The organism is Pseudomonas sp. HT11, assembly GCF_044875395.1.
In the GTDB taxonomy this organism is placed as follows: Bacteria; Pseudomonadota; Gammaproteobacteria; order Pseudomonadales; family Pseudomonadaceae; genus Aquipseudomonas.
In genome coordinates this window covers 2,743,110-2,769,468 of sequence record NZ_CP173217.1, presented here as the reverse complement: position 1 = coordinate 2,769,468, position 26,359 = coordinate 2,743,110, and the positions used below count along the sequence as shown (strand labels likewise).

Sequence of the window (26,359 nt, the reverse complement as noted above, 5' to 3'; positions counted from 1 at the left end):
TGAACAAGGGCGCCAAGATGCGCTTGCCGCCCTTATCCTCAGCGCTGCGTGACGGACTTAAAAGGCATAAGTTGCCGAAACAGCCACTACGTCACCGGACGATTCGGCCTTACCGTCCAGGCTCGCGGCGCCCAATCGGTCCACGTTCTTGGTCTTGAGATTGACCTCCTGCACGAACTGATGGGAATACGCCAGATCCAGCGTCAAGCCTGGAATTGCCTTGACGTCGTAACCTGCGCCCAGCGACAGGAAGTACCGGTCACCGTCCGGAATCCGCGGGTCGCGTGTAGAGTTGCGGGTCGGCGTCTGGTCGGACGCCACACCGGCACGCAATGTCAGCTCATCGGTCGCTTTGAAATCGCCACCAATGGAGTACATCCAGGAGTCGCGGTAGTTGTAGGGGATGGAAACGATCGTGTTGCCGTCGGACTTGAGGGTCAGGTCCTTGAAGGATGACCATTGGGTCCACACCGCACTCACACCCATGGTCAGGCGGTCATTGAACTGGTGCACCCAGTCCAGGCCCGCCGTTGCCGGGATGTCCAGTTGAGTACTGGCATTGGCGCCGTCGGGCATCAATTTCAGCCCCGGATAGGCCACTTCCGGGATAGTGCCGGTACCGCCGAACGGGCTCGGGGCCGTCATCAGCTGATAGGAGAAAGCGTCGGCGCGAATATTGTACTTGCCCTCCATCTTGTTCTTGATTTTGGCGTGGTAATTGAGGCCGAGGCTGTCTTGCTCGGTGGGTTTCCAGACCACCCCCGTGAACCAACCCACCGACGTATTATCGACTTTGACCCGAATCAGCGACGTACCCAGGCCAGCCGGGAACGGAATGCCGCCCAATTCAGACTTGGAGTTGGCAGCGGCGGCGAGCAAATCGATATTCTGGCTGACGAAGCCTTTACTGTGCTGAACGATCATCCCGGCACCGATGGAAAGGTCATCGCGCACCTTGAACGACAAGGACCCGGTCAACCCTACGGTCTCAATCTTGGTGTCCACTGCAAAGTCACGAAACTTTGAGCCTTCATCCCAGGTGGTGCGCATGCCCTGCGGTACGACCTGGGCCAGACCGAATGAAAACCGGTCACCCAGCGGCATCACCATGAACCCGGTGGGGAGCCATGCAGTGAACCCGCCCTGGCCGCCGTCATTGTTATTCACCACGGCCTGCGCGGGGTCGAAAGTACCATCGGGGTTAAACGGTGTATTGGATACCGGGTTGCCCTGGTAGTCATTGGCCTGGCCTTTGTACTTGATCTTGATCCGCGCGTAATCGACGGTCATTTGCGCAACGTTATGGTCAACAAAAGCCATTGCCGCCGGGTTGTTGAACGCCGAACTCGGGTCGTTCTTGAACAAGGAACCCCCGCCGAACGCTCGCCCCCAGCCCGGTGCGCCATACGTCGGCGTGGAAAAACCGCCGGCTTGCACAGGCACGGCTACCATCAGCCCGCCCATCAACGCCAACCCCAGTAAAGCCTGCACCTGTTGTTTTTTATTATTCATGAGGCACTCCTTATTGTTATCACTCTGAGCCGGCCCAGCCGTCTCGTCTTTCTGTTCGTTCGATCAGGGATCGTGTTCACGTTGTGCGCGCCCACGCGCTAAAGCGTTGATGTTTTCAAGGATTAATCGTGAGGGCAGGTGAAGGTTTGAAGTTGAAGGCCGTAACCCTGCAGGTGGCGTTCACCGTGTGTGGGCCGGCAATGCTGAACGTGCCGTCGGCGGCACTCCATTGTGTGGTCAGCACACTTGGCGTCAGGCAGCTGTCATACGGAAACTTTTCGGTAAAGCCAGAAAGCGTTGCGGTGGTGGCATTGGTCGGCACCAGTGTCCACGGCAAGTTCAACGGGCCGGAAATACCACACAGCGCATTACCGGTGAACGTGGCACCGGTGATCGATGCGCTTGAGCCGTCCGCCGCGACTTGGCCACTGAGTGTCATCGTGCATGGAACCGGGGTAAACACCAGCAGCTTTACCGCGGTGGCGATTGAGCCCGAGGCGGTAAATGCAGCACCCGCCGGGGCAAAGGTGGCTGCGCCGGCAGTGGACGAGACAGCGCCCAGGGTGAATAACATCGAACCCAGGAGGGCCGTTTTCTTAAGGCTTTGCATTGTCATGTTCCCCAGACAATAAGTACCGTACCCAACCGGCTCCGCCGGTGGTTTTCCCGCAGCCGGCGCCTCACGCGAGGCACCGGCCTTTCAACGGGTGATCAGCCCTTTACGCAGTTGCGCGCTTACGGGTTAACCGTCAGCGTTGGCGCCACAACACTCAGGGACACCACGGTGCAGTTGCCACTCAGCGATTGATTGCTGGCCGACAGGGTTTTGCTGGCCGCAGTCCACGCCACAGCGATAGGGGTAGGACCGCAGTTGGTGGAAGGCAGCGAGGTGATCTTGTAGCCAACGTTGGTCACGGTACCGGTGGTGCCGGTTGCCGCGGTCAGCACCCAAGGCAGGTTGGTCAGCGTCGGCAAGGCGCAGAGACCGCCGCCGGTCAGCGAAGCACCGTTGATGGACGCCACGCCACCGCTGACGTTGCCGGTAAAGGTGATGCCGCAGGTTACGGCCGCACCGAACGACGAGGGCGACTTCACAACAATGGTGCCGGGGTTGGTCGTGAACGGACCATCCGGGGTGATGGACGCCGCACTGGCCATCGAAGCGGCGCCAAAGCACAGAGCAAAAGAAGTTGCACAAACGAGGGTTTTCAAGCTTTTCATTGTTTTTCCTCACATGTTATGGCGAGTCATTTCGCCAGGGGTAATGGCCATGATCGAGAGGTCACGGTGAAACTGCAGAACTTCCCTTTCCAGCCAAATCTCAATTCAATTACCGCTGCATCTTTTTAATCGGTTTATTCGACCACTTTGAAGGTCGGCGGCATCGTGATCGACACCGTTTTGATCTTGCAGTCTTCGCCAATCGGAACATTGGTGGCTTCCAACTTTCGGGTGGCGTTGTCCCAGGTGCCATCGGCCGTAGAAGGCCCGCACTTGCCGCCCAGGCCGAAGGCGTGAACATCGACGCTGATCTTCGACATGGAGCCGCTTTTGGTGTCTTTGGCAACTAACACCCAGGGCAAGTTGATTGCCTCGACGCGGCTGCATTTAAGCCCGCCGTCGAATTCAACTTTATCGACATTCACCGATGAACCATCGGCCGCGACCTTGCCGGCCACCTTGATGGTGCAATCGGCGCTGATCAGCGCACCCTTGGAAAAGCTGATCGGGCCCTGGGCAGTAAAGGCGCTGCCGGCCGGCTCGATGCGTGCGGCCTGGGCCTGGTGGTAAACAATCAGGCCCAGTGCGGCCAGTATGATATGCGCGGTGAACGTGGCAGGGCTGTGCATTATGTACGTCCTTCCCTTGAAGTTATTGTTGTAGGGTCAAACAACTTTCTTGCCATCAAACTGATAAACCTTGGGCGATAAAAACCTGCGCGATACACAGATCCCGAGTTCACCCACGGCTGTTTTACTTCACCTCAAAACGGCTTGGCGCTGTTGCTGTACTTCTCCAGGTACTTCAAACGTTGTGACGGTTGAAGATTGGTCAAGGTGATATCGCCGGCGTAATGATTCAACACACGATGGTCCATGCGACGTCGCCACAAGTACGGCACATAGGCCCAGACAATCATGCTTGCGTAACCATAAGGAAGTTGCGGCGACTCATCAAAGTGACGCAATGACTGATAACTACGGGTGGGGTTGGCATGGTGATCGGAATGCCGTTGCAGTTGAAACAAAAAGATATTGGTGACAATACGGTTACTGTTCCACGAGTGCCGCGGCGAGCAACGTTCATAGCGACCGTTGGGCAACTTCTGGCGTTTAAGCCCGTAGTGTTCGACGTAGTTCACCACTTCCAGCAACGAGAACCCGTAGATGCCCTGAATGATCAGGAAGGGAATCACGGCCGCGCCGAGCCAGGCAATCATCGCGCCCCACAACACCACGCTGTACATCCACGCGCCGAGTACGGCGTTCTTCCAGTGCAGTGCCGGCAGGCCGAGTTTGCGCAGACGTTCGCGTTCCAGGTTCCAGGCCGACACCGCGCTGAACCACACCGAGCGCGGCAGGAACGCCCAGAAACTCTCACCCAGACGTGAGCTGGCCGGGTCTTCCGGTGTGGCCACGCGTACGTGATGGCCACGGTTGTGTTCGGTGTAGAAGTGCCCGTAGAAGGTCGGCGCCAGGGTGACCTTGGCCAGGAACACTTCCAGCGGCTTGGGCTTGTGCCCCAGCTCATGCGCGGTGTTGATTGCAATGCCGGTGGCGGCGCCGGTGGACAGCGCCATGCCCAGGTAGGTGAACCAGGTGATCTCACCGTGCAACTCGGTGCGCGCGGTAATAAACGCTGCGGTCTTCGCCAGCCAGCTCGACGGATCAAGGCTTGCAGTGGCATTGAGCAGGCCGCCGTTAATGATCCAGTCGATCCCACCGGCGGCCAGCCAGCCGGTCACTACCACTGAGGTGATCACGAACAGCACGCCGGTGTAGACGATCCAGCGGTAGTAGCTTTGCGATTCAAGGTTGCTGACGGCGGATTCTGGCGGGTTGCTGACGTCTTCACCGAGCAGGCCGTCGATCAATGGAATCAAGCCGAAGATCACCAGCACGCCGACCCACCACAATTGCTGTACGCCTGTGGTGATGGCCAGGGCGCCGGAGAGCAATGGGGTCGCCAGGGGCATGATGCCCAGCCACCACAAATGACGTTTGCCGTCGGTCCAGACGGTGGAAGTGACCAGAGTCTGGTTCATGGCAGCCTCCGGACGAGACAGCTTGGAGATGCGATAAAAGGCGTTTTTTTCATTATTTTATTCGCTCTTAGGCACTTCAAAAATTGTTTCAAATTAGACATTGAAATAATTTTTTTAAATAAATAGCGCGGAATCGTTAGGTCGTCAACTAGTTTCTCGAAGGCTTTTTGACGTGACTGGCCAGTCTCTTTTTCAGCCGTTTGGTCAGGTGTCTAAAGCAGGCATCGACGCCGTTGTGCCGCGAGTCGGGTAACACCATTATTTGCTCGCCAAGGCAAATGGCGGGTGCAGCACGCTGGCGCTTTGCGGTGGGCGAACGCGCTTGGCCACCTGCTCCACCAGCGCAGCCACGCGCTCTGTGGCGGTAATTGGCAGCATATGACCACGCCCCTCCACCACCTGCATCTTCAGCCCGGGCACTTTGCTAGCCAGGGCCTGGCCGTGCTTGTGAAAGTCCAGCACGTTGTCGCGCGAGCCATAGATCAGGCCGATTGGCAGGGTCAGTTGCGGGTAGCGCTTGACCATGTCGGGCAAATGGTCGTTAACCGTATTGATCTCGGTGGAGGCGGCGTAGAAGTTGTCCGGACGCATACCCAGCAGCCCGCCGCCACGCGTGGCGAAGTCTGACGGCGCGGCATCGGGGGCGAACACGCCCTTCACCACCGCGCCTCTGGTCAGCAGGCCGACGGGCACGGTCAGTGTGTGTGACATCCACCGTCGCAACCAGCCCGGGCGCACCGCCAGGGACAGGAACACCGGCGGCAACATACGCTGGGGATGCGTCAGCGGCGCCACCAGGATCAGCCCGGACACCGCGTGGGGATGGTCAAGCGCCAGCGCCAGCGAAATCGCCCCGCCCAAGGAATGCCCCAGCACCAGCGGTTTATCCAGGTCCAGGGTTTTGATAAAGGCCGCGATTTGCCGAGCCTGGGCCGGCAGGTCTGCCGCAGTACCCGTTCGCCGGGTGGAATAGCCCGAACCCGGACGGTCCAGCGTGATCACGCGAAAACGCTCACGCAGTTGGGCGGACAAGGCATAGGTCAGGTTGCGACTGCTGCCCATCAGCCCGTGAATCATCACCAGCGGCGGGCCTGCGCCTTCCTCGACATAATGAAAGCGCTCGCCATCGACCTCGACGAAGCGCCCGTTGATCGGAACAGTGGCTTCTATACGCCGCGTCATCCAGGCACTGAAGCCCCACAACAGCGCACTCGCCACTCCTAACACGCCCGCAGCGACAACCCATTCAACAGCCATAGCTCGGTCCTCTGCTTCCCTGCCGCTGGCGACCTGACCGGTATTGATCAAGGCCTCAGCCATCGTCCACACCCTGGACCTAAACTTCATGCATACCGTGCTCGTCCGTCGGACAAGTCGCACATGCGTAACAAGGTCCTAGCGTAGGCGAAATTTTCAGGTAGATTATTTAAAATCTTTTTTAAAATAATTAATTCAATTTTTCTTTGCAATGGTGTTCTATCTAAAAGACACAACAAAAACAGGAGCACATCGATGCCCACGAGGGACAAGCCATGAATGCCCACAGCGATTCAATCGACATCGCCATCATCGGTTCCGGTTTTGCCGGCCTGTGCATGGCGATCAAACTCAAGGAAGCCGGGATCACCGACTTCTTTATCGCCGAACAGGCCGAGACGCTCGGCGGCACCTGGCGCGACAACCATTACCCAGGCTGCGCCTGCGATGTGCAGTCGCATGTGTACTCGTTTTCGTTTGCGCCCAACCCCAACTGGACGCGGCAGTTCGCACCGCAGGCGGAGATCCGCGCCTACCTTGAACACTGCGCGCAGCGTTTCAAGCTGACGCCCTTCCTGCGCTTCGGCATGGGCCTTGAACGTGCGGTGTTCGATGAACAGCAGCAACGCTGGCAATTGAGCTTCAGCGATGGCCGCAAGGTCAGCGCGCGGGTGCTGGTGTCAGGCATGGGCGGGTTGTCGCGCCCGGCGTTGCCGGATATTGCGGGGCTGGACAGCTTCAAGGGCAAGCGCTTCCACTCCCAGCAGTGGGACCACGAATATTCATTGAAGGGCAAGCGCGTGGCGGTGATCGGCACCGGCGCCAGTGCCATCCAGTTCGTCCCGCAGATCGCGCCGCAGGTGGCGCATCTGGACCTGTTCCAGCGCACGCCGCCGTGGATCATGCCCAAGCCCGACCGCGAAATTTCCCGCGTCGAGCGCTGGGCCTTCAAGCACCTGCCCTTCACCCAACGCCTGGTACGCGGCGCCTTCTACTGGGCGCTGGAAGGCCGCGTGGTGGGGTTTGCCCTGCACCCGCGGTTGATGAAAATGGTGCAGAAAATCGCCCTGCGCCACTTGCGCAAACAAGTGGCGCGCCCTTCCCTGCGCAAGACCCTCACCCCGGACTACACCATCGGCTGCAAGCGCGTGCTGATCTCCAATGACTACTACCCGGCGCTGTCGCGCAGCAACGTCGAGGTGATCAGCGACACGGTGCTGCGCATCGAAGCGGACGGCGTGATCACGGCCGATGGCATCAAGCACCCGGCCGATTGCCTGATCTTCGGCACCGGTTTCCAGGCCACCGACCCGCTGCCCCGCGATTGCATCATCGGTCGCGACGGCATCGACCTGATGGACGCCTGGCGCGACGGCGCCCACGCGTACAAGGGCACCACCGTGCCGGGTTATCCAAACCTGTTTTTGATCGTCGGGCCGAACACCGGCCTTGGGCATAACTCGATGATTCTGATGATCGAGGCCCAGGTCACCTACATCCTGGATGCCATTACGCAAATGCAGCGCCAGCGCATCGCCACGGTCGAGGTCAAACCCACCGTGGAGCTGGCCTATAACCAGCAGTTGCAAGCCCGGCTCAAGCGCACCATCTGGAACACCGGCGGCTGCCAGAGCTGGTACCTCGACCCGCGCACCGGCAAAAACACCACGTTGTGGCCCGGCTCAACCTGGCGGTTCAAACGTGACACGCGGCACTTCGCGCTCAAGGACTACGTCGCCGAGCCGTTGCCCGCCTCGACACCCCGCCCGGTTTCGGCGCCCCACTCCACCGCAGAAGGCAGCCTGTCATGAAGTCATTCAACGGCCGCGTGGCGGCAATCACTGGCGCGGCGTCCGGCATGGGTCGCGCATTGGCCCTGGCGCTGGCACGCGAAGGCTGCCACCTGGCGCTCGCGGACAAGAACAGCCAGGGCTTGGAACAGACCTTGGCGCTGATCAAGACCTCGACGCTGTCCCCGGTGACGATCACCACCCACGTGCTGGATGTGTCCGATCGCCAGGCCATGCACGACTGGGCCGCCCGCTGCGTGGCCGACCACGGCCAGGTCAACCTGATTTTCAACAATGCCGGCGTGGCGCTGTCGAGCACCGTCGAAGGCGTGGACTACGCAGACCTGGAGTGGATCATCGGCATCAACTTCTGGGGCGTGGTGCACGGCACCAAGGCATTTTTGCCGCACCTCAAGGCCAGCGGCGACGGACACGTGGTCAACACCTCCAGCGTGTTCGGCCTGTTTGCCCAGCCCGGCATGAGCGGCTACAACGCGAGCAAGTTTGCGGTGCGCGGCTTTACCGAATCGCTGCGCCAGGAACTCGATCTGCAACGCTGCGGGGTGTCCGCCACCTGTGTACACCCCGGGGGAATCCGTACGGATATCTGCCGCAGCAGCCGCATCGACGCGAACATGACCGGTTTTCTGATCCACAACGAGCAACAGGCCCGCGCCGACTTCGAAAAGCTCTTCATCACCGACGCCGACCAGGCCGCCAAGGTCATCCTGCAGGGCGTGCGCCACAACAAACGCCGCGTGCTGATCGGCCGCGACGCGTATTTCCTCGACCTGCTCGCCCGTTGCCTGCCTGCCGCTTATCAAGCTCTGGTGGTGTTTGCCAGCAAGCGCATGGCGCCCAAACAGCGCACGCAGGTGTTTGAAACCAACGACGAACCTCGTCTCTGAACAGGAGTACCCACGATGCTGCCCATCCGTCGCGATATCCGTTTTGCGTTGCCTGCCGAGCGCATCAAGAACTGGCATGAACAAGGCCCGTTCATCACGCACTTCTTCAACGCACTGTCGCTGTTGTTTCCCCAGGGCGAACTGTTTTTCATGGACAGCGTGCGCCACTACCGCCAGCGCATCGACGATCCGGAGTTGAAAAAGGAAATCCAGGGGTTCATCGGCCAGGAAGCCATGCACAGCCGCGAGCACGTGGCCTATAACGACCTGATGCAAGCTGCCGGCCTACCGGCGCACACCCTGGACCGGCGCCTCAAATTCATCCTCGACCTGCAAAAGAAACACCTGCCACCGTCGTTCAACCTGGCGGTGACCATCGCCCTCGAGCACTACACGGCAATGCTCGCGGAAATCCTGCTGAGCGACCCCACACGCTTTGGCGAGTCACTCAAGGGCTACCAGCAAATGTGGTACTGGCACGCCCTCGAAGAAACCGAACACAAGGCCGTGGCGTTCGATGTGTGGAACACCGTGATCAAGCCCGGGCCCGGGCGCTACCTGCTGCGCACCGGCACCATGCTGACCACCACGGTGTTGTTCTGGCTGGTGGTGATGGATTTCCACCTGCGCCTGCTGATTGCCGACCGCAAAGCGGGTGGGCACGTGAAGGGCTTCTGGCGCATGCTCAAGTTTCTCTACGGGCCCAAGGGCGTGTTCCCGCGCATGCTGCGGCCATGGCTGCACTACTTCAAACCGAGTTTTCACCCCTGGGACCACGACAACCGCGCGCGGCTGGCGCAAATCGACAAGCTGGTCGAAGAAATCGAGCAGACGCAGCGTGAATTCGCCGCCACGCCAGCTTAATCCCGAGTGGCCGCACGCTCGCGCACAAAGCGCTCCAGCTGATCGCCGGGCAGCGCCTTGCTGAAATACCAGCCCTGAACAAACAGCTCAGTGCCGGTATTGAGGAAGGCCAATTGCTCGGCGGTCTCTACGCCTTCGACCACCACCCCCAGGTTCAGCGCCTCGCAAAAACGCAGCATGCCGGTCAGCACACGGGCGCCTTGGGGGTCGTGCTGGGCCACCACAAAGCTGCGGTCGATCTTGATGAAGTCCACCGGAAACTGGTGCAGATAGCTCAACGCGGAAAACCCGGTGCCGAAGTCGTCGATGTAGACCTTGGCGCCGATCGCCTGCAATTTCTGGATCGTCTGGCGTGTGGCCGGAACATCGCGCACCAACGCATCTTCGGTGATCTCCACCGACACTTGCCCATGGGCCTGGGCGAGAATGCCCACCAGGCGCTCGCCATAGGCCGCATTCGTCAGGGTGGTACTGGAGATATTGATGGTCATCGGCAGGGCAAAGCCGATTTTCTTCCAATGCTGGTACTGGCGCACGGCCTGGGAGGCCACCCAGACATCCACGTCCGGCATCAACCGTGCTTGCGCCAGCCACTGCAGAAACTCCCATGGTGAATGCACTGTGCCCTGGCTGTCGCGGGCGCGCATCAGTGCTTCGCAGCCAGTGCACAACCCAGTGCGCGTCGAGACCTGAGGCTGGAATTCGAGGTAGAACTCATAGTCGCTGATCTGCTGGATACGGCTCATCTCGACGGCCTGGCGCGCCAACACCTTGTGGGATGCCAGCACCGGGTCCAGTTCCAGCAGCCGGCCCTTCTCCTCCAGGCCGCGAAAGGTCATGTCCAGCGACTTGAGGTACACCGTGCTGCCGCCACTGGACTGGCGATGAATGGCGCGCACATAAGGCGCATACACCAGCGTGCCGATGCCCAGTAGCGCCACTTGCAGCACCACGGCCGCCAGGTCGCCGTGGGTACTGAGGTAGGCGTTGAGCAGCACCGGTGCAGTAAACGGCACGCTGGCCACCGCCGGTGACACCCAGCCCAGGTGTACCGCCGTCAGCGCCAGCATGGCATTGAACGCCGGCACCAGTAAAAACGGAATGAACAAGCGCGGATTGAGAATGATCGGCAAGCCGAACAGCAGCACCTCGCTGACATTGAATAACGACAACGGCAGACTGGCCATCGCCAGCAGGCGCATGGACTGGCTCCTGGAAAACAGCAGGATCGCCAGCAACAGGCACAGTGCACCGCCCGACCCACCGATAAACGCGAAACATCCCAACAGGCCGCTGTTGAGCGCGTATTTGATCGGCTCACCCGCCGCCAGCGCGGCGCCATTGAGCAGCACCGCCTGGTCCAGCACATCGAACAGCGGCTGCAGGGCATACGCGCCGTGAATGCCAAAAAACCACAGCAGAGAATTCATCAGGGTCACAAACAAACCGCTGCCATAGGGCGATTGCAGCGCATCGAGCACCTGCGGCCCTTGCAGCTGCGCCACGGACGGTATCTGCAACAGCAACGACAACATCGCCACCAGCGACAGCGCAGTGATAGTCCCCGGCACCACCATGTTGATGGTGCCCCGCAGGTTATGGCCCACCAGGTCTTCGTTGACCAGACGCGTCCAGCGAAAGCGATGCAGCCAGGCCACCGCCGGTACATTCAGCAACGGCGAGGCGATGGCGATAAACAGTACAAACGTCGCCGACGCCCGCGGGTAATCGCGCAAGACGAACGTGGCGACCACCACATGCGCCAGGCACAGGAACGCTACCGGCAATTGCGGCAGGCGATACTGGATCGCCAGCATGTAACCAATGGAGGCTGCCACCAACAGCGGGATCACCGAGCTGATCTGGTTATGCAGCCCAGACAAAAAGGCCACCACCTGCGGATCAAACCCCAGCGCCTTGGCGCACTCGGAAAGAATCAGGAAACCGGCCGACACCAGCAAACACGGCAAAATCCACAACAGGCCTTCACGGATGGCCCGTAACGATTCCGTGCTGGCCAAGGCCGCAAGGCGCTGGGTGAGGAAAAGTTTGAACAGCGTTTGCGCCATGACCCGTCCCCCTGCCCATCGCCCTCTGCCCGTGGTCGGCAGCCTCGAAATCCCCTGCAACGCTACACGGCCAGAGACCGGGAGCGAAAGGCTTTTGCCGTGACACGCGCAATTATTCAGAATTAATTTACCCCCCCTGATACTTGTTGGTCGGGGTGAGTTAGCCCATCCTTTGCAGCTAATTCTCGAACGGACTCGAGCCCAGGCCTTGCTCCTTGTGCTTTATACGCCATCAAGGTGCCTGCCGATGCGACTAATCCTGCCGCTGACCTTTGTATTACTGGGTTTTTCAAGCGCCGCCGTCTACGCCAGCGTTACAGATTTTCCTGACGCCCAGGCCAGCGGTCCTGCTCGCCTCAAATGGATGGTCGGCGCCCCACCGCCGCCGGACCGCACCGTGCGTTTTGACGATGGCAGCTATTTTCGCTTTCCCGCCATGCGCTGGAGCGTGGCGAACTGGAGCCGGCTGGGCAGTGAACAGGACGCCTATTTCAGCGTGGACTCCATCGGCACACCGTTTGCCGGTGGCGGCTTGAACGCCGGGCTGCGGGACATGGCCCGTTTCGGTGAAATGCTGCGCAATGGCGGCCGCTTCAATGGCCAGCAGATCGTGCCTGAAAGCGTGGTCAAGGATATTCGCCAGGGCGGCGATAAAGAGGCTTTTGCCAAGGCAGGCTATAGTCAACTCAAGGGATGGAGTTATCGTGCCATGTGGTGGGTCACTCACAACCCCGATGGCGCCTATATGGCCCGCGGCGTCCACGGCCAGAGTATCTACATCCACCCCGCGGCCGAGATGGTGATTGTGCGCTTTGCTTCCCATCCGGTTGCGGCCAATGCCGCGGACGACGGTTTCACCTTGCCGGCCTATGCGGCCCTGGCACGCTACCTGCTCGAAAACCCGAGCACCTGAGCAACATCCATCATCGGGCAACATGATCTGCGCCAAGTCATGAGCCCCCCTCAAAATGTACTATCGGCGTGTTTTGGCTCCCGTAGGAAACGGAGCCCGACATCAAGGAGAACTGTTCAAGATGCAATACAAGCTGTCCCACAACCTGCGTCCACTGATGCTCAACGCCCTGCTGTGGGTCGTCGGCGTCACTTTGTTGTTCATGGTCAGAAATGCCATCGAACACCTCACCGGACCCGTCGAAGAAACCTGGCTGGACTTGGACCTGGCAGTGATGCTGGGTGCCTACCTGTTATTTTTCTTGCTTGAGCCGATACGAAATCGCATAAGCCGCCGCTTACGCAAATACCTGCGACGCTGAACACCTCACCACAGGCCCGCTACCGGCGCCCGAGCACTCAGGAGTTTTACTTTGTCCCAACCCGGCGATAACCACCAGCGCGCCCTGGACAGATTCTTGACCGAACATCCGGAGGTGGCCACGCAGTTGGACACCCTGAACCCGCTGGCCGCTCAGGCCAAGCGCGAAACCCTGGAGCAGTATCGCGCCGAACGCCTGCATGAAGCCTTCGAAGCTGAAGCTGAACGACAGAACCTGTTTGCCTGGGAGCTGACACTCAAGTTGACGGCCGATTCACCCGAGGCCTTCGAAGCCCAGCGTCTTGAAGTGCACAAGGAAGTCGCACAAATGGCCGGGTTGAGCTGGGCCGACTACTGCCAACTGCATGGCCTGGCCCATTGAGCCTTGGGTTACAGCCACCCGCGTCGAGGGTGGCTGGCTATGGCCTCGCGTAACTCGGCGACGCTCAGCACTCGGCGTTCAGGATCAACCGCCAGGGCCGAGCGCAAGGCTGGCCAGCAGCGCTTGGGCAGTTGCCGAGGCCGAACCAACGCTTGCATGGGCTGACGTCCACCCAGGCGTTGCCCATGGGCCAGCTCGTACACGACGCAAGCCACGCCATACAGGTCGGCGGCGGTGCTCAGCGCCCCGCCGGCGAGTAATTCCGGGGCAACATACGCGGGTGTCCACGCGTTGAAACGGTCGCGATTCAAACTCGGCAAGCCCACCGCCCCCGGCACTTGCTGATGGCCCAGGCCGAAATCAAACAACCGCACACCTTCTTCGCTGACCATGACATTGGCGGGTTTGATATCGCCGTGCAGTACGTTTTGCTGATGGATGTAAACCAGTGCATCCAAAAGCTGTAGGACCATCGGTTGCAGTTCTCGCCAGGGCAACCCAGCGGGGCACTCGGGCAGCAGCCGGTCGAGCGTGATGCCGTGCATCAATTCCATCGTGAAAAACGCGGCCTGGCTGGTTGTATCAACCTCGAACGAAAATGCCCGCACCACACCGTCGTGGCGCAGGCTGCGGGTCAGGGCAAACTCGCTGTAGAGCAGCACATGCGCGTCCGGGCACTGAGACAAAGTCTCGCCCAAAAGCTTGATTGCCACGCTGGAGCAGGACGCACCAAATTGCTCGTGCAACAAGTCACGAGCGCGATAAACCACGCCCATCCCGCCCCTGCCCAATTCGCGTTCGAGGTGATAACGCCCGGCGAGTAAGCCTGGCGCCATTGACGTGTCATTCATGGCTGCACCACCACGGCGGTCAAATCATCCCGCGCGGGCCTGCGCAATACCATTGCAAATAAACGGTCGACCACCTGCTCCGGCGTGCCCACGCTCAACGCACGCCCCAGGTCGGCGTGACTGAGCGCCCGATACAACCCATCGCTGGCCAGCAGAAATACGTCCCCTGGCCGGGTGCTGAGTTCCAGCACCTCAAGCTGCAGCAGCGCTCGCGCACCGATGGCCCGGGTCAATGCCCTGGCCTCCGGGTGGGCCCGAGCTTGCGCCACACTCAATTGGCGCTCATCCATGAGGCGCTGCTGCAGTGAATGATCGCGCGATAATTGGTAAAGCCTTTGCTCGCGCCACAGATAACATCGACTGTCCCCCGCCCACACACAGGCGGCACGCCCCTGCTCAAGCAGCAATGCCACCACCGTACTGCCCATCGTGACGTCGCCGCGCGCGTCAGACCTGATACCCGCCTTCGCCAACTGCTGGCTGACGTGTTGCAAACGTTGCCGAGCCGCGTTGACGCGTTGATCAAGGTTACCTGTGGCAGACAGCGAAGCGAGACTGCGAACCACCCACTGGCTGGCCACATCACCGCCCTGGTGACCGCCCATGCCATCCGCCACGGCCCAACAGCTTTGTCGCGGACCGTCCAGGAACGCATCCTCGTTACGCGGCCGGGCCTGGCCCTGTTGTGTGCGCCCGGCACTGCGCCACTCAATAGGCCGACTGCTCACAGTTGCTCAGGCAGGCGGAAAGTGCGCCACGCCTCCATGTCAAACGGGCTGGGCGTACGCTGACTGGTCAACAGGTAATTGGCCCGCAGCCCGGCAAGGTCGGCCTTGAATATCAGCGCGTTCCTGCCACTCGCCGGCTCTCGCTGCATCAAGTCAAAAAACCTGAACAACGACCAGGCGCCGGTATCTTTCTCGATACCCAGGGGGCGTTGCTCCGTGCCCCGCTCCAGTACCAGGCTGCTGCGACCGTTGTCGGCCTCCATCGGCCAATCAAACACCATGGGCACGATGGGTCCATGGCGATATTCCAGCTGTTTATCGCCAAAGCGCAGGGTCGCCCGACTGACCGACTGATCCAGGCTGTAGGGCGCCACGGTAAATCGAACCGACACCTCACCCTGCGGTTCAGTGAAAAACACCTGGCGGATAACCTCGGCTTTCGTCAGTTGATCCAGCACCGAACGCGAGACCGGCAACCCACTGCCATCCAGACCACGCAACCTGTAACGGTTGCCGTCAACACTGACGAAAGGCCGCAGGTAGCTTTCATAAAAGCGCGCCATGATGCCCTGGGGTTTGAAGAACTCTTGAAAGTCATTGAGGGCGACATCGCTGCTCGCATGAGCATTGAACGGGTAACGCTGGCGGATCGCCTTGGCATACAGCCCATACACCTCACTGTGATAGCGCTGGTTGACGTGCGAATAGGCCCCGTCCAACAAGTGACGCCAGCTGTTGTCAGCCACCCCCTCAAACCAGCCTGCGAGCGGCAACGGCAACCGTGCAGCGGCGTCACGCAGAGTGCCGAGCACATCCTGCTGCCCCTCCATTCGCCGCTTTACCCGTTGAAAAGCCGCCTGCTCGGGCGAGCTTTCGCGGTTGAGCGCAGCCAGTTGCAGGTGCAGCTCGTCGAGCAAACGCAATGCCTGCGTCAACTCGACGCCAGGGTTGTGCTGCTCGTCGAGCAACTGGTGCAATGGCTCAAAGCGTCGTTGCAACGCTCGGCGGGCAGAGTCTGGAAGGACGACCTTCGCCCCTTCAGCCACAGCCGTCTGAGCGATCACCCCCAACGCTCCCGTCTGAGCGGGTACGTTGGCCAAAGGGTCATGACCGGGCAGCAAACGCGTGTTTTCACGCAACAGCAGCAATAATTGCATCAGCGGCGACTGGGCTGACGTCAAGCCCGCGAGCTGTTCGGCATCCTGCCTGAGGCTGTCGCTCTGTTGCAGGCTGACGCGGCCAAGGGCGGCACTCCAAGTATCGGCATACTCACTGAAATAGCGCTGCTGCAGCTCAATCATCAGCCGCCGCAAATCCATGACACTGAGGTCGGCACCCTCCCCCAATACCCAGTTGTCCTGTGCAATGGCATTCACCAGCCGCGGACCCTGTGCCTCAAAGTACTGCCAATACCTTTTGGTGTAGAAGCCGGGAATAGGTGGATCAATGGCCGCGAATACCTTGCCCTCGACAAGCCGTAAAGGCTCGAGGTTGCGTGACTGTTCGCGCAACGCCCGATAAACCACATCCGCCAGGGACTCACCCCGCAGTGCTTCGCGAGCCTTGGCCACAAGGGCTTCATCGAGCGGCGCAATGAACGGTTGCTCAAGCAGCCGCGCCAAGTGTTCATTCAGGCGTTTGTGCACCGACGCGTCACCTGGATAACGCGCAGACCAATGGTCTGCCATATGCTGTGCCAGCCACCCGGTATCACGGCGCTCCCGCAGACTGAACATCAGGTAGGCGCGCAGGTTTTCCAGCAGTCGTTCGCGATTGCCAAGGTTGGTTCGAACTTGCTCCTCGAGCAGCACTGTTAGGCGGTCCAGTAACAGTTGCTGCACGGCCAGCTGATACGCGTGGCTCAAGGGTGGACGGCTCAAATCACCCTGATAAAGACCGGCGCGCTCGATAAACCGTGCGTCTTCTGTTGCAGGGAAAACCTGCGTCGCTGCCCAGCGGGCATCCAACAGCGCCAGCAGTGTGAGGGTGTCGTCAGCATTCTGCGCAGCAGGTGCAGGTTGCACCGCCAGTGCAGCCACTTGCGCCAGGCGTTGCTGGTTGACGGTGTAGCTGTGCGTCCACAGCCACCCGGCGCTCCCGATAACCAGCACAACGGCGATGGCCAGTAACCCCTGGCGCAAATGGATGCGCCGTTGCTCCGGGGTCTGCAGACCAGCGAGGTCTGCCTCGGCGAAGATCACCCGACTGAACAGGCCCTGCACGAAATGACTGTGCCTGTCGCCGGCGCAGGTCAAATAGAAGCCCCGCAACCCGCTGATGCGCTGATAACGATGGGCGGAAAAAGCCGACTCCACGAACAGGCACAAACGCTCGCCGAGTTGCGCCGCCTGCTGGGGGAAGTCGAGCATAAGGCCACGGCGCTCGACATTACGCTCCTGATGCAATCGCGTAATCAATTCACCGCTCAAACGCTGCAGCAGCTCGTCGAACGCGCGGCGCACCTGTGCGATATCAACGCCGCCCTTGCCAACATCGAGTGGCTGGCCAAGCACGCTTTCTGCCTCCTCTCCCTGGGGCGCATCGAAGAACTCGGCAAACCCTGGCACGCGGTCAGCCTGGGTCAGCACCAGATACACGGGAACGTCCACGTGCAACGTTTGCTGGACCTCTTGCAGGCGCGAGTGCACCTGACGAGCCTGCAGGTCCAGATCGTGCTCGTTACGGCCCAACAATGTTTCGACCGACAAAGCCACCACCACGCCATTAAGCGGGCGCACTCGGCGCCGCTGCCTGAGCAGACGCAACAGCATCGACCAGCCGGCGGCGTCCAGCGTGCTGTCAGGTTGTGTCAGGTAACGCCCGGGGGTATCGATAAGTACGCTTTCGCCAGTGAAATGCCATTGCGCATGAGCCGTGCCTCCCACTGGCATTGCTTCTACTCGGTCAAATGGCAGCTGTAAGCCCGCCGCCGCCAACAGCCGCGTTTTGCCGCTGGCTTGCTCGCCGATCAACAAGTACCAGGGCAAGTTATTACGCCATCGCTGGTTATGCCCTGCGTATCGCGGCGAGGTTTTCAAGCGCTGGAGGGCCTCTTTGAAGCGACCGCGTACCTGTCGCTGCTCGCCCTCAACCCATCCCAGTTGCTCATGGTGTGCCTGGCGTTCAGGTCTCTTGAGCTCAGCTGCCCGGCGTACGCCGACGAGGACCATCGCCAGCCCCCACAGCAGAAACAACACGCTGATGGTGACCAGGCGAGCACTCGCGCCTTGCCAGAAGCGGTGATCATCCACGGCCAGCAACGGCCCGAAACACCACACCAACACCGCGCAGGAAAGCACCAGCAACAAGCTCCAGACCCAAATCGTGCCCAGCACAGTGCGCGCGTTCTTGAGGAATGCGTTCATTCATTGCTCCCAGCGTTTACAAGGGCGTCTGAGTCAGTTCCGACGCCGAAAATTGAAAGGGTTGCAGCGCCCTCGCGGCTTCTTCGCCCAGCCGCCAGGCAAATCCTGTGTACATCGCCAGCAAACAGGCCAGGGTAAAGACTGCGACCCAAGTCACCGGGATAACGGGGAGCCGTTTACGGCGCGCACGCCCTGCTCGCGTGGGCTGCAAAGGCGCCGACAGTGGCTCGCCTCGCACGTGCCTGATCTGTCGGTACAAGGCATCGCGTACGGCTTCAAGTTGGCTGACACCTCGCTCCATGATTCGGTATTTGCCTTCGAATCCGAGGGAGAGGCACAGGTACATCAGCTCCAGCATTGCCAGGTGCTTGACCGGGTCGCGGGACAGCCGCTCCAACAGTTGGAAAACCTTCTCCCCACCGAAGGTTTCGTTGTGAAAGCGGCTCAACAGGCTCATCTTCGACCAGTCGCTGCGGCTGCCCCACGCCGTAGTGACTACAGCTTCATCGACGACGCTGCACAACACATAACGGGCCGACATCACCTGGCTGCTCTCGACACCACTCTGCAAGGCGCGGGCTTCAAACTGAGTGACCGCCAATACCATTCTGTCGTTGACCGTGCCCAAGCTTTCGCGGCCAGAGGCGCTCTTGAGCTGAACCACTTGCGACAACAACGCCCATGCGGCCTCAACGAGAGGGTTGAACCCCATCTTGAAGCGCGGGGTACCTTGCTCGTGGGCGGCGTAGATCATTCGATCTTCCAACTGCTCAAAGCGTGGCGGCGCAGGGAAGTCCGTGATCGGGCCGTGGCCCGGCCCACGGCCCTGATGGTCGAGCAAAACAGTCTTTTCATCCTGCAGGTATTCACTGTCCATTGTGTTCAGTTCCTGATGGCCCAGAAGTTGAGTTCGAGCGCTGTAAATTCACCGCCTACATGGAAGGCAAACCCACCCGACTGCTCCAGCTGCGTGATGTCGCGGGCACTCAGATCCAGCATGAAATAGGTTTTGCCTGCATGAAACGGAATCTGCCGTGGCGCCACAGGCAACGGCCTGACCTTGATTCCCGCCAGGTGCAAGTTGACCAGCTCGCGTATGCGCTCCACCGGCCCGACCTTCAAATGCGAAGGCAGGCGATGGCGCAATTCCTCCGAATCACACTGAGCAGTGGCCGCCAGAATAAACGTCGCAGTGCCGAGCAATTTCAGGTCGCTCACCGGGCATACCAACACCCCGTATTGGCGTTGCTGCAACGTCAACTCGATGGCGTGTTGCTCAAGCACCATTGACAGCACGCCACGCACGCCCTCCATCAACCCGCGAAAACTTTCACCTTGGTCTTCATGTCGATAACGCACATCCAGGTGCGCGCGTTTGCTGTCGTTGGCGAACGTTGATAACTCACCGAACAGCGACAGTAATGCCCGGAACAAGGCTTGCGGGCGCACGTGGGTCTGGCTCAGGCAGTGACGCAATTCCAACTCGGTACGATTGATCAATTGCAGCATCAGAAAGTCGCCTATTTCCGTACCTGCGGCGGTGCCTTCACCCCGAATACGCGCTGCAATGGCATCCCCACGGCTGGAGAGCAAGCTGATCACCTCCTTGAGGCACGACGGCAAATAGCCGTGGCCCTGAAGAAAAATGAAGGATGGAATGAAGTCGGCATCCAGGCTCACGCCGCCTGCATCGGTCGACTCCAGCACTTGAGCAACCTTGAGTTTGACGAAACTCTGCTCGCTTGGAGGGTCGCCCAGCAGCAGACGCAGGTCAGGACGCGCGCAACTGATGTGACAACGGGAGTCGACGCCGGCATTCGAATCCCCCACCTCAATGTCACACGCCAGATAGCGGGCCAGGACGTCGGTTTGCTGCTGGCGGCGAACTTCGCTCTGATTGCCGGTATCCAGCGGCAGCGCGAGATAAATCGGCTGTTTGCCGGCGTTGGGGGGCACCTGCAAGACCAGCGGCTCCATCGCCCCGTCCAACTCGAACAGACTACCGTCCGGCAATACGCCACTGGCCCGGTTGACCACCACCTTGCCGAAATTGAGGTATTGCAAATCGACTTCCAGCGTCAGAAACCCCCACGCATCGGCCCCCAGCAAGCGCGTCCGATTGAGCTGCTGGTGGTAATAGCGATCGTTGTGCTGCAAATGCTGCGGCCGTAACAGCATGCCTTCCTGCCAGATAACTTTATGAACCTGCATATCACTCGGACTCCTGACCATGCATGGACGACGAAACGCGAATACCGGCCTGGTCCAGCACAAGATCGGCACGGGTTAACTGCTGCGGGGTAATGGGCACGACCCACCGCCATTGAACATGGGGCAGATCTCGATAGGCTGCCAACACGCCCAAGAAACGCGTGCCGGGCTCGAGCCCGAGCTTGAGCGCCAGCCGCTCACCCGGTCGCAGTTCAAGTTCCTCACTGCGCAGCCAGTCCTTGGGCAGCGACTGCTCGGCATTGCTGTACAGACTGAAGAAGTCAGCATTTTCAAACGCCACGGCGTGACGCAATTCAATCAAGTGCACCACCACCGGAGACGGCCTGCCGTGCAGGTCGGGGTTGACTTGCTCGCTGGCGGCCAGCGCCATGTCCAACTTGGTCAAGGTAGAAAACGGCGATAGGCTGCTGCAGCCGGCCAACAGGCCGAGCAAAAGCAGCGTTGTTGCAAGCGCGGCTCGAAACATAATGTTCATCCTGGATAATCGACGTGCAGGGTTGAGATCAAGCGCACCTGCTCTTCGTAAGCCTTGGCGAAGTCACTGCCCGGCAGGCGATCGGTGAACTGCTCATCCTCGAGCAAACGCTGGTAGTGACGCTGGTAAGCCCGCCAATACCCACCGTCGGTGAAAAATCGGCGCCGTTGCCCCTGGTATTCGAAGCATGTCAGCAGATGACCCGGGGCAAAGGCGCTGCGCGTAGCGCGCAGTGCATTGCGGCAGGCCGCCAGTAACGCAACCTGATGGACTTGCATATCCCGATGGGCCTGGGTGATGGCGTGTTCGGCCGGCAACTGGCCAAGATCCTCGGTGCCCAGCAGCATCGCCATTGCGGCATCGGTTTCGACGCTGTCTCTCAAAGGGCTCCGGCGCCTTTGCAGCGTCTCGAACAGCGGCAGATTCAGCTCGCTTTTGAGCTCTTCGCAAATCCGCAGGCTTTGTTGCAGACCTTCTACCTCCATACGCAGCAGGCGCGCTGCTCTGATCGCCAACGCCTCGCGACCCGTCGCATCAAGGGCTTCCAGGCTAATACCCAGTGCTGTCGCAAACCGCCCCCAAAAAACGTCGCTGCCCGCTGCTGGCATCGCATCGGAACGAACCGGGACGGCTTCCTGAGCGGGGTCGGCGCGTCGGGGTAACGTCAGATGGTCCCTGTTGGTCACCCGATCGTCGGCCCACGGACCCGGCGTGCTGCCCCCATCTGCCAATGCCTCCAGGTCCTGCGACGTGGTCTGACGCTGCTGCTCGACGTCGAGCGCTTGAATTGGGTCCAGCGCCAGGTATGCATCATCGGGAATCAGCCCTGTGTTGGCATCCCATTGCTCACCGCAAGGCTGCGTCAACGCCACCAGTTTTGCCCGAATCGACAAGGTTCCCAGTTGAAAAATGTCGCCATCACTGATCAATCGCGCCTGCCCCTTGCGCAGACGTTCGGCGCTGCCGGCTACACCGATCCCGTTGCTGCTGATATCCGTCAACAGGTACTGGCCCTCACGATAGGCGACCAAACCATGGTGGCTGGAGAGCAGACGGCTGGCGTCCGGAATCACCCAGTCACACCCGGCACCACGACCGATCACGCCGCCTGCAGCGCAAAATAGCTTGCGCGCCGTGGGTGCGCGGCTTCCGTCCTCGGTACCCAAAAGCTCAAACACAAGTTGCATGGTCAGCCTCTCCCCTTTCACTGGCCACGATTGATCGACTTGGGCTCACCCAGCGGGCGGTAATCAGCGTCGTCAAACACGTAATTGGCGCTGCAGCCACTCAGCAGACACAACACAAGCACAACGGCTTGCCACGGACGATCAGGCATCAGGTTTCTCCCACAGAAATAAGGTTGCCCTGCTCGATACGGCACAGGCGTCGGTCATGCATGGCAATGCACAAAAGCACACTTCAGCCCTCGCCTCTGGCATCGTCGAAAGGAATGTTCAGGCGCGCGAGACGATAGAGCAGCGTGCGCCGAGCAACCCCCAGTTCACGGGCAGTGCGGGTTCGATTGCCACGGTTCTTGTGCAAGCAATCAATCAGAAATACGCGCTCCACTCGCTCCATGCGCTGGCGTAGCGTCACATCAACGGCATCGGTCGCATGCGGGGCCAGTGGCAACGACAAATGCGCCGGCAGAATCACACCGTCGTCACACAGCAGCACTGCGCGTTCCACCAGACACTTGAGCTCGCGGACATTGCCAGGGAAGCCGTGGCTCGACAGTTGATCAAGGGCGGTATTGGACCAATCGACAGGCGCTCGACCCAGCGCAGCGCACGCCTTGTCGGCGAAGTGCCGCGCCAGCTGCAACACATCGCCATCGCGTTCACGCAAGGCAGGCAATTGAATCGGGAACTGTGCGAGCCGGTAATAAAGGTCTTCACGAAAACTGCCTTGCGCCACCATCGCAGCGAGGTCGCGGTGGGTCGCGGCAATGATGCGCACGTCAACCTTATGCGCGACGCTGGCGCCCAACGGGCGGATCTCGCCCTCCTGCAAGACCCGCAGCAACTTGGCCTGCAATGACAGCGGCATGTCGCCGATTTCATCCAGCAGCAACGTACCGCCATGCGCGGCGTCGAACAGCCCCGCGTAGTTGCGCTCGGCACCGGTGAATGCCCCTTTGCGGTAGCCAAACAGTTCGCTCTCGAGCAAACCTTCTGGAAACGCAGCGCAATTTTGCACCACGAATGCCTGGGCACTGCGTGGCCCGGCCGTGTGAATCGCCCGCGCCACGACCTCTTTGCCGGTGCCGGTCTCACCACGCAACAGCACCGTATAAGGGGTCTGCAGGACTTTGCCGATCAGATGGCAGGTTTCTTCCATCGCAGCGCTGTTGCCGATCAAGCCATAGGCCCCTGCAGTCGACCCACCGCGCGGTGAACGGGCAATGGCTGGCGCCGGTTGCATGCGACGCAGCATAAGCAGTTGGTTCACGGCGAAACTGCCGAATTGACCCAGCGATGGCGCGTAACCCAGCAGTGGCGTCACACGCCAGCTCGCGCACAGGAGTACGCCTGTGACGGCATTGGTGCGGTTGAACAGCGGAACACACAATAGCGCACGCCAGGGCGCCCGCGCCGCCGGCAAAAAGCCGCTGTCATAGAGGCTGCTTCCGACGTCATCGAGGCCCAGGCAACAACGCGTTCTCAGGACGTAGTGCAACAGCTGTTGGTTTTTCGCTGCCGGACGTGAAGTCGGTTCGCCGCCCGGCAGCGCCTCAGGCAAATGTTGAGCAATAAGCTCGAATTGGCCAGTCACCTCATCCACCAGGTACAGCTGAGTGAGCTCGCACTGGCTCAGGTGCGCAGCGCTCACAGCACATAGGCCTGGCAACGTCGTCGGGTCACTTTCCTGGCTCACGCGCGCGAAGCCGTCCAGCAAGGCGGCGGCGTACACCAGCGGTTCGGCCACTTGGGTCAACATAGCGTTCGTCATTGGCCGAACTCACAGCTGGGCAGGCCATTGCCATCCAACCCTGCATGCACCCACGACAAGGACTCATCCGTGGCCATGGCACTCAGAACGCGATCGACCATTTGCGGCAGCAAGTAGCGCTCGATCCATTGATCGATGTACCGCGCACCACTTTCACGGTCCGCGCAGCGCTCGGCCATGTGCGCGATCAGCTCAGGGGACCACGTCAGGGCCAACTTGCGCCGATGCAACCGCTCACCGAGGCTTGCCAGTTTGAGCCCTACCACGTCATGCAGGACTGGACCGGCAATCGGGTAATACGGCACGACACGCATCCGGGCCAGCAGGGCCGATTTGAAGTGGCTACGCAACACGGGCTGTATAGCGTCCTGCAACACCTGGGCCTCAGGCCGCCGACCGTTTTCACACAGTTCGTTGATGCAGTCGCTGCCAAGGTTGGAAGTCATCAGGATCAGCGTGTTGCGAAAATCTATTTCTCTGCCTTCACCATCGTTGGCGCGGCCCTTGTCAAAGACCTGGTAAAACAGGTTCAACACCTCGGGGTCGGCTTTCTCGACCTCGTCGAGCAGTACCACTGAATAAGGCCGCTTGCGCACAGCCTCGGTCAGGACTCCACCTTCGCCATAACCGACGTAGCCCGGTGGCGCACCGATCAAACGGGACAGCGCATGCTTCTCCTGGTATTCCGACATATTGATGGTGGTCACGAACCGCTCACCGCCATACAGAAGCTGCGCCAATGCCAGCGCTGTTTCGGTTTTGCCAACACCACTGGGGCCCACCAGCAGAAACACACCCACCGGCGCATCCGCTTTGTTGAGGCCCGCGGCAACCGCCCTCAAGGCACGATCAAGCACCTGCACGGCATGCTCTTGTCCCAGAATGCGCGTGCGCAGGGCAGCAGCAAGGCTCAATACCTTTTCGTTGGGCTCCAGCGCCAGCTGCTCAACCGGAATGCCGGTCCAGGCACTGACCACCTCGGCGATCAAACGCGGGCACACCTCAAGTTTGTCCGATGACTGGCCAGCCTGTTGAATCCGCTGCTGCTCCACTACCTGACGTTCCTGCTCGATGGCGTCCAAGCGTCGGCCCAGCGCTTGCAATGCTTGAGCATCCACCGGCAGCCCCGCCTCGGCGTCCCGGCTTAACGCCTCATGTTGCCGCGTGCCTTCCGCCCGTTCCGCGTGCAGGTTTTGCAGCGCCTCAGGGGGCATTGCCTGACGCGTGCGCACTCGTGCGCAGGCGGTGTCCAGCACATCCACGGCCTTGTCCGGCAACTGGCGGCCCGCCAGATAACGAGCGCTCAGGTGTGCCGCCGCTACGACGGCATCATCGCGGACGTAGACACCATGGCTTGCCTCATACACCGGAACCAGACCGCGCAGGATCGACACGGCTTCCTCGACACTTGGCTCACCGACCAGCACTGGCTGGAAACGACGCGCCAATGCCGGGTCTTTCTCAATGTATTGCTTGTATTCCGACCAGGTGGTGGCCGCAATGGTGCGCAGAGCGCCTCGAGCCAACGCAGGCTTAAGCAGATTGGCCGCGTCGGAACCGCCTGCCGGGCCTCCTGCGCCGACCAGCGTATGGGCTTCATCGATAAACAGGATCACGGCCTGCGGCGAGGCGTTGACTTCATCAATCACGCCTTTGAGCCGCCGCTCGAACTCGCCCTTGAGGCTGGCACCCGCTTGCAGGAGCCCCATGTCCAGGGTCAGTACGCGAACAGCCTTGAGGGCATCGGGCACCTGCGAAGCGACAATTTTCAGCGCAAGGCCTTCGACAATCGCTGTTTTGCCTACCCCGGCCTCCCCGACCAGGATCGGGTTGTTCTTGCGGCGTCGCACAAGAATGTCAATCAGTTGCCGAATTTCACCGTCGCGACACAGCACCGGATCAATCAGACCTTCACGCGCCTGGCCTGTGAGGTCATGCGTAAAACGCTGCAACAACGATTCTGTCGCCAACGGTTCGGCCGCAGGTGCCTGGCTGGCCAGAAAATCCCGTACACGCTCTGCATCCAGGCGGCCCAGCACGGCCTGATAGCCAGCACCGGCGTACTCCAGCGGATGACGCAACAGCGCCAGCAACAGGGCGCCCTCATCCACAAAGCGTTGCCCCAGCTCGAGATGGGCAACCATCAACGCTTGTTGCAACCAATGCACCAGCGCCTGAGAGAAGACCGGATTACGGGTTGCACTCTGCTCACTTCTTGGCTGCAACGTTGCTTGCAATTCGCTCATCGGCACATCAGCGTCGGCCAGGGCCTTGGCCAGCAGGCCGCCGGGCTGCTCAAGCAAGGCAAGCAGCAGGTCTTCGACGAGTACTTCTCGGCCACCGCGGTTTACACAGCGTTGCGAGGAACGCTCCAGGTCGCGACGTACCTGGGTTGACAGCGTGCGTATAAGCTGTTGCAGGTCCACATTGATCATA

General features: G+C 60.4%; 23 protein-coding genes. 6 read left to right on the top strand and 17 right to left on the bottom strand.

What is annotated here, in order from left to right:
- Positions 1–57: 57 nt before the first annotated feature.
- The 6 genes from ABWL43_RS12850 to ABWL43_RS12825 form a co-directional block, all read right to left on the bottom strand.
- Positions 58–1,512 (bottom strand): outer membrane protein transport protein, encoded by a 1,455-nt coding sequence (locus ABWL43_RS12850; protein WP_404488000.1) that lies wholly within the window; start codon positions 1,510–1,512, stop codon positions 58–60.
- A 115-nt stretch (positions 1,513–1,627) separates the two neighbouring features.
- Entirely contained in the window at positions 1,628–2,122 is a 495-nt protein-coding gene (locus ABWL43_RS12845; protein ID WP_145164420.1) for a hypothetical protein, read from the bottom strand.
- A gap of 125 nt (positions 2,123–2,247) precedes the next feature.
- A complete protein-coding gene (gene praB, locus ABWL43_RS12840; protein ID WP_145164422.1) occupies positions 2,248–2,733 on the bottom strand; it encodes an alkane oxidation protein activator PraB in 486 nt (161 codons plus the stop codon).
- A 134-nt stretch (positions 2,734–2,867) separates the two neighbouring features.
- Complete coding sequence (gene praA, locus ABWL43_RS12835) at positions 2,868–3,362, bottom strand: alkane oxidation protein activator PraA (protein ID WP_145164424.1); 495 nt, start codon at positions 3,360–3,362, stop codon at positions 2,868–2,870.
- 134 nt (positions 3,363–3,496) lie between these two features.
- Positions 3,497–4,777: an alkane 1-monooxygenase gene (locus ABWL43_RS12830; RefSeq protein WP_145164426.1), complete on the bottom strand. Its 1,281-nt coding sequence runs from the start codon at positions 4,775–4,777 to the stop codon at positions 3,497–3,499.
- Between the two features lie 258 nt (positions 4,778–5,035).
- The gene (locus tag ABWL43_RS12825; RefSeq protein WP_404487996.1) at positions 5,036–6,034 is read right to left on the bottom strand and encodes an alpha/beta fold hydrolase; all 999 of its coding nucleotides are present in this window, start codon (positions 6,032–6,034) and stop codon (positions 5,036–5,038) included.
- Positions 6,035–6,309: 275 nt separating this feature from the next.
- On the opposite strand from ABWL43_RS12825, the gene ABWL43_RS12820 reads away from it, so the two are divergent.
- From ABWL43_RS12820 to ABWL43_RS12810, 3 genes are read left to right on the top strand one after another with little or no spacing between them, the layout of a single operon-like run.
- On the top strand, positions 6,310–7,845 hold the full coding sequence (locus tag ABWL43_RS12820; protein ID WP_404487994.1) for a flavin-containing monooxygenase: 1,536 nt from the start codon (positions 6,310–6,312) through the stop codon (positions 7,843–7,845).
- Entirely contained in the window at positions 7,842–8,732 is an 891-nt protein-coding gene (locus ABWL43_RS12815) for an SDR family oxidoreductase (protein ID WP_145164432.1), read from the top strand. Before ABWL43_RS12820 ends, ABWL43_RS12815 begins: the two co-directional genes overlap by 4 nt.
- Before the next feature lie 15 nt (positions 8,733–8,747).
- A complete protein-coding gene (locus ABWL43_RS12810; RefSeq protein WP_242197269.1) occupies positions 8,748–9,596 on the top strand; it encodes a metal-dependent hydrolase in 849 nt (282 codons plus the stop codon).
- On the opposite strand, the gene ABWL43_RS12805 is transcribed toward ABWL43_RS12810, so the two are convergent.
- Positions 9,593–11,665 (bottom strand): PTS sugar transporter subunit IIC/EAL domain-containing protein, encoded by a 2,073-nt coding sequence (locus tag ABWL43_RS12805; RefSeq protein ID WP_404487993.1) that lies wholly within the window; start codon positions 11,663–11,665, stop codon positions 9,593–9,595. The two genes, ABWL43_RS12810 and ABWL43_RS12805, sit on opposite strands and share 4 nt — an antisense overlap.
- Before the next feature lie 247 nt (positions 11,666–11,912).
- On the opposite strand from ABWL43_RS12805, the gene ABWL43_RS12800 reads away from it, so the two are divergent.
- The 3 genes from ABWL43_RS12800 to ABWL43_RS12790 all read left to right on the top strand — a co-directional run bounded on the left by ABWL43_RS12800 (position 11,913) and on the right by ABWL43_RS12790 (position 13,320).
- Complete coding sequence (locus ABWL43_RS12800; protein ID WP_404487991.1) at positions 11,913–12,578, top strand: hypothetical protein; 666 nt, start codon at positions 11,913–11,915, stop codon at positions 12,576–12,578.
- 121 nt (positions 12,579–12,699) lie between these two features.
- Complete coding sequence (locus tag ABWL43_RS12795) at positions 12,700–12,939, top strand: hypothetical protein (protein ID WP_242197278.1); 240 nt, start codon at positions 12,700–12,702, stop codon at positions 12,937–12,939.
- Between the two features lie 51 nt (positions 12,940–12,990).
- Entirely contained in the window at positions 12,991–13,320 is a 330-nt protein-coding gene (locus ABWL43_RS12790; protein WP_106577839.1) for a DUF6388 family protein, read from the top strand.
- Positions 13,321–13,328: 8 nt separating this feature from the next.
- Here ABWL43_RS12790 and ABWL43_RS12785 read toward each other — a convergent pair whose 3' ends face one another.
- From ABWL43_RS12785 to ABWL43_RS12740, 10 genes are all read right to left on the bottom strand, one after another.
- On the bottom strand, positions 13,329–14,171 hold the full coding sequence (locus ABWL43_RS12785) for a serine/threonine-protein kinase (protein ID WP_404487990.1): 843 nt from the start codon (positions 14,169–14,171) through the stop codon (positions 13,329–13,331).
- The gene (locus ABWL43_RS12780) at positions 14,168–14,899 is read right to left on the bottom strand and encodes a PP2C family protein-serine/threonine phosphatase (protein WP_404487989.1); all 732 of its coding nucleotides are present in this window, start codon (positions 14,897–14,899) and stop codon (positions 14,168–14,170) included. Before ABWL43_RS12780 ends, ABWL43_RS12785 begins: the two co-directional genes overlap by 4 nt.
- Entirely contained in the window at positions 14,896–18,264 is a 3,369-nt protein-coding gene (gene tssM / locus ABWL43_RS12775) for a type VI secretion system membrane subunit TssM (protein ID WP_404487988.1), read from the bottom strand. The genes ABWL43_RS12780 and tssM overlap by 4 nt, the downstream gene beginning before the upstream one ends.
- 16 nt (positions 18,265–18,280) lie before the next feature.
- Positions 18,281–19,141 (bottom strand): type IVB secretion system protein IcmH/DotU, encoded by an 861-nt coding sequence (gene icmH, locus ABWL43_RS12770; RefSeq protein WP_262208655.1) that lies wholly within the window; start codon positions 19,139–19,141, stop codon positions 18,281–18,283.
- A 5-nt stretch (positions 19,142–19,146) separates the two neighbouring features.
- Positions 19,147–20,475, bottom strand: a complete 1,329-nt coding sequence (tssK, locus tag ABWL43_RS12765; protein WP_262208654.1) for a type VI secretion system baseplate subunit TssK — start codon at positions 20,473–20,475, stop codon at positions 19,147–19,149.
- 1 nt (position 20,476) lies between these two features.
- Positions 20,477–20,962: a type VI secretion system lipoprotein TssJ gene (gene tssJ, locus ABWL43_RS12760; RefSeq protein WP_262208652.1), complete on the bottom strand. Its 486-nt coding sequence runs from the start codon at positions 20,960–20,962 to the stop codon at positions 20,477–20,479.
- A gap of 5 nt (positions 20,963–20,967) precedes the next feature.
- A complete protein-coding gene (gene tagH / locus ABWL43_RS12755) occupies positions 20,968–22,158 on the bottom strand; it encodes a type VI secretion system-associated FHA domain protein TagH (protein ID WP_404487987.1) in 1,191 nt (396 codons plus the stop codon).
- A gap of 17 nt (positions 22,159–22,175) precedes the next feature.
- Complete coding sequence (locus ABWL43_RS12750) at positions 22,176–22,307, bottom strand: type VI secretion protein (RefSeq protein ID WP_145164452.1); 132 nt, start codon at positions 22,305–22,307, stop codon at positions 22,176–22,178.
- Between the two features lie 83 nt (positions 22,308–22,390).
- Positions 22,391–23,923, bottom strand: a complete 1,533-nt coding sequence (locus ABWL43_RS12745) for a sigma-54 interaction domain-containing protein (protein WP_404487986.1) — start codon at positions 23,921–23,923, stop codon at positions 22,391–22,393.
- Positions 23,920–26,358, bottom strand: coding sequence for an AAA family ATPase (locus ABWL43_RS12740; RefSeq protein WP_404487985.1), 2,439 nt, complete (start codon positions 26,356–26,358; stop codon positions 23,920–23,922). The genes ABWL43_RS12745 and ABWL43_RS12740 overlap by 4 nt, the downstream gene beginning before the upstream one ends.
- Position 26,359 lies beyond the last annotated feature (1 nt).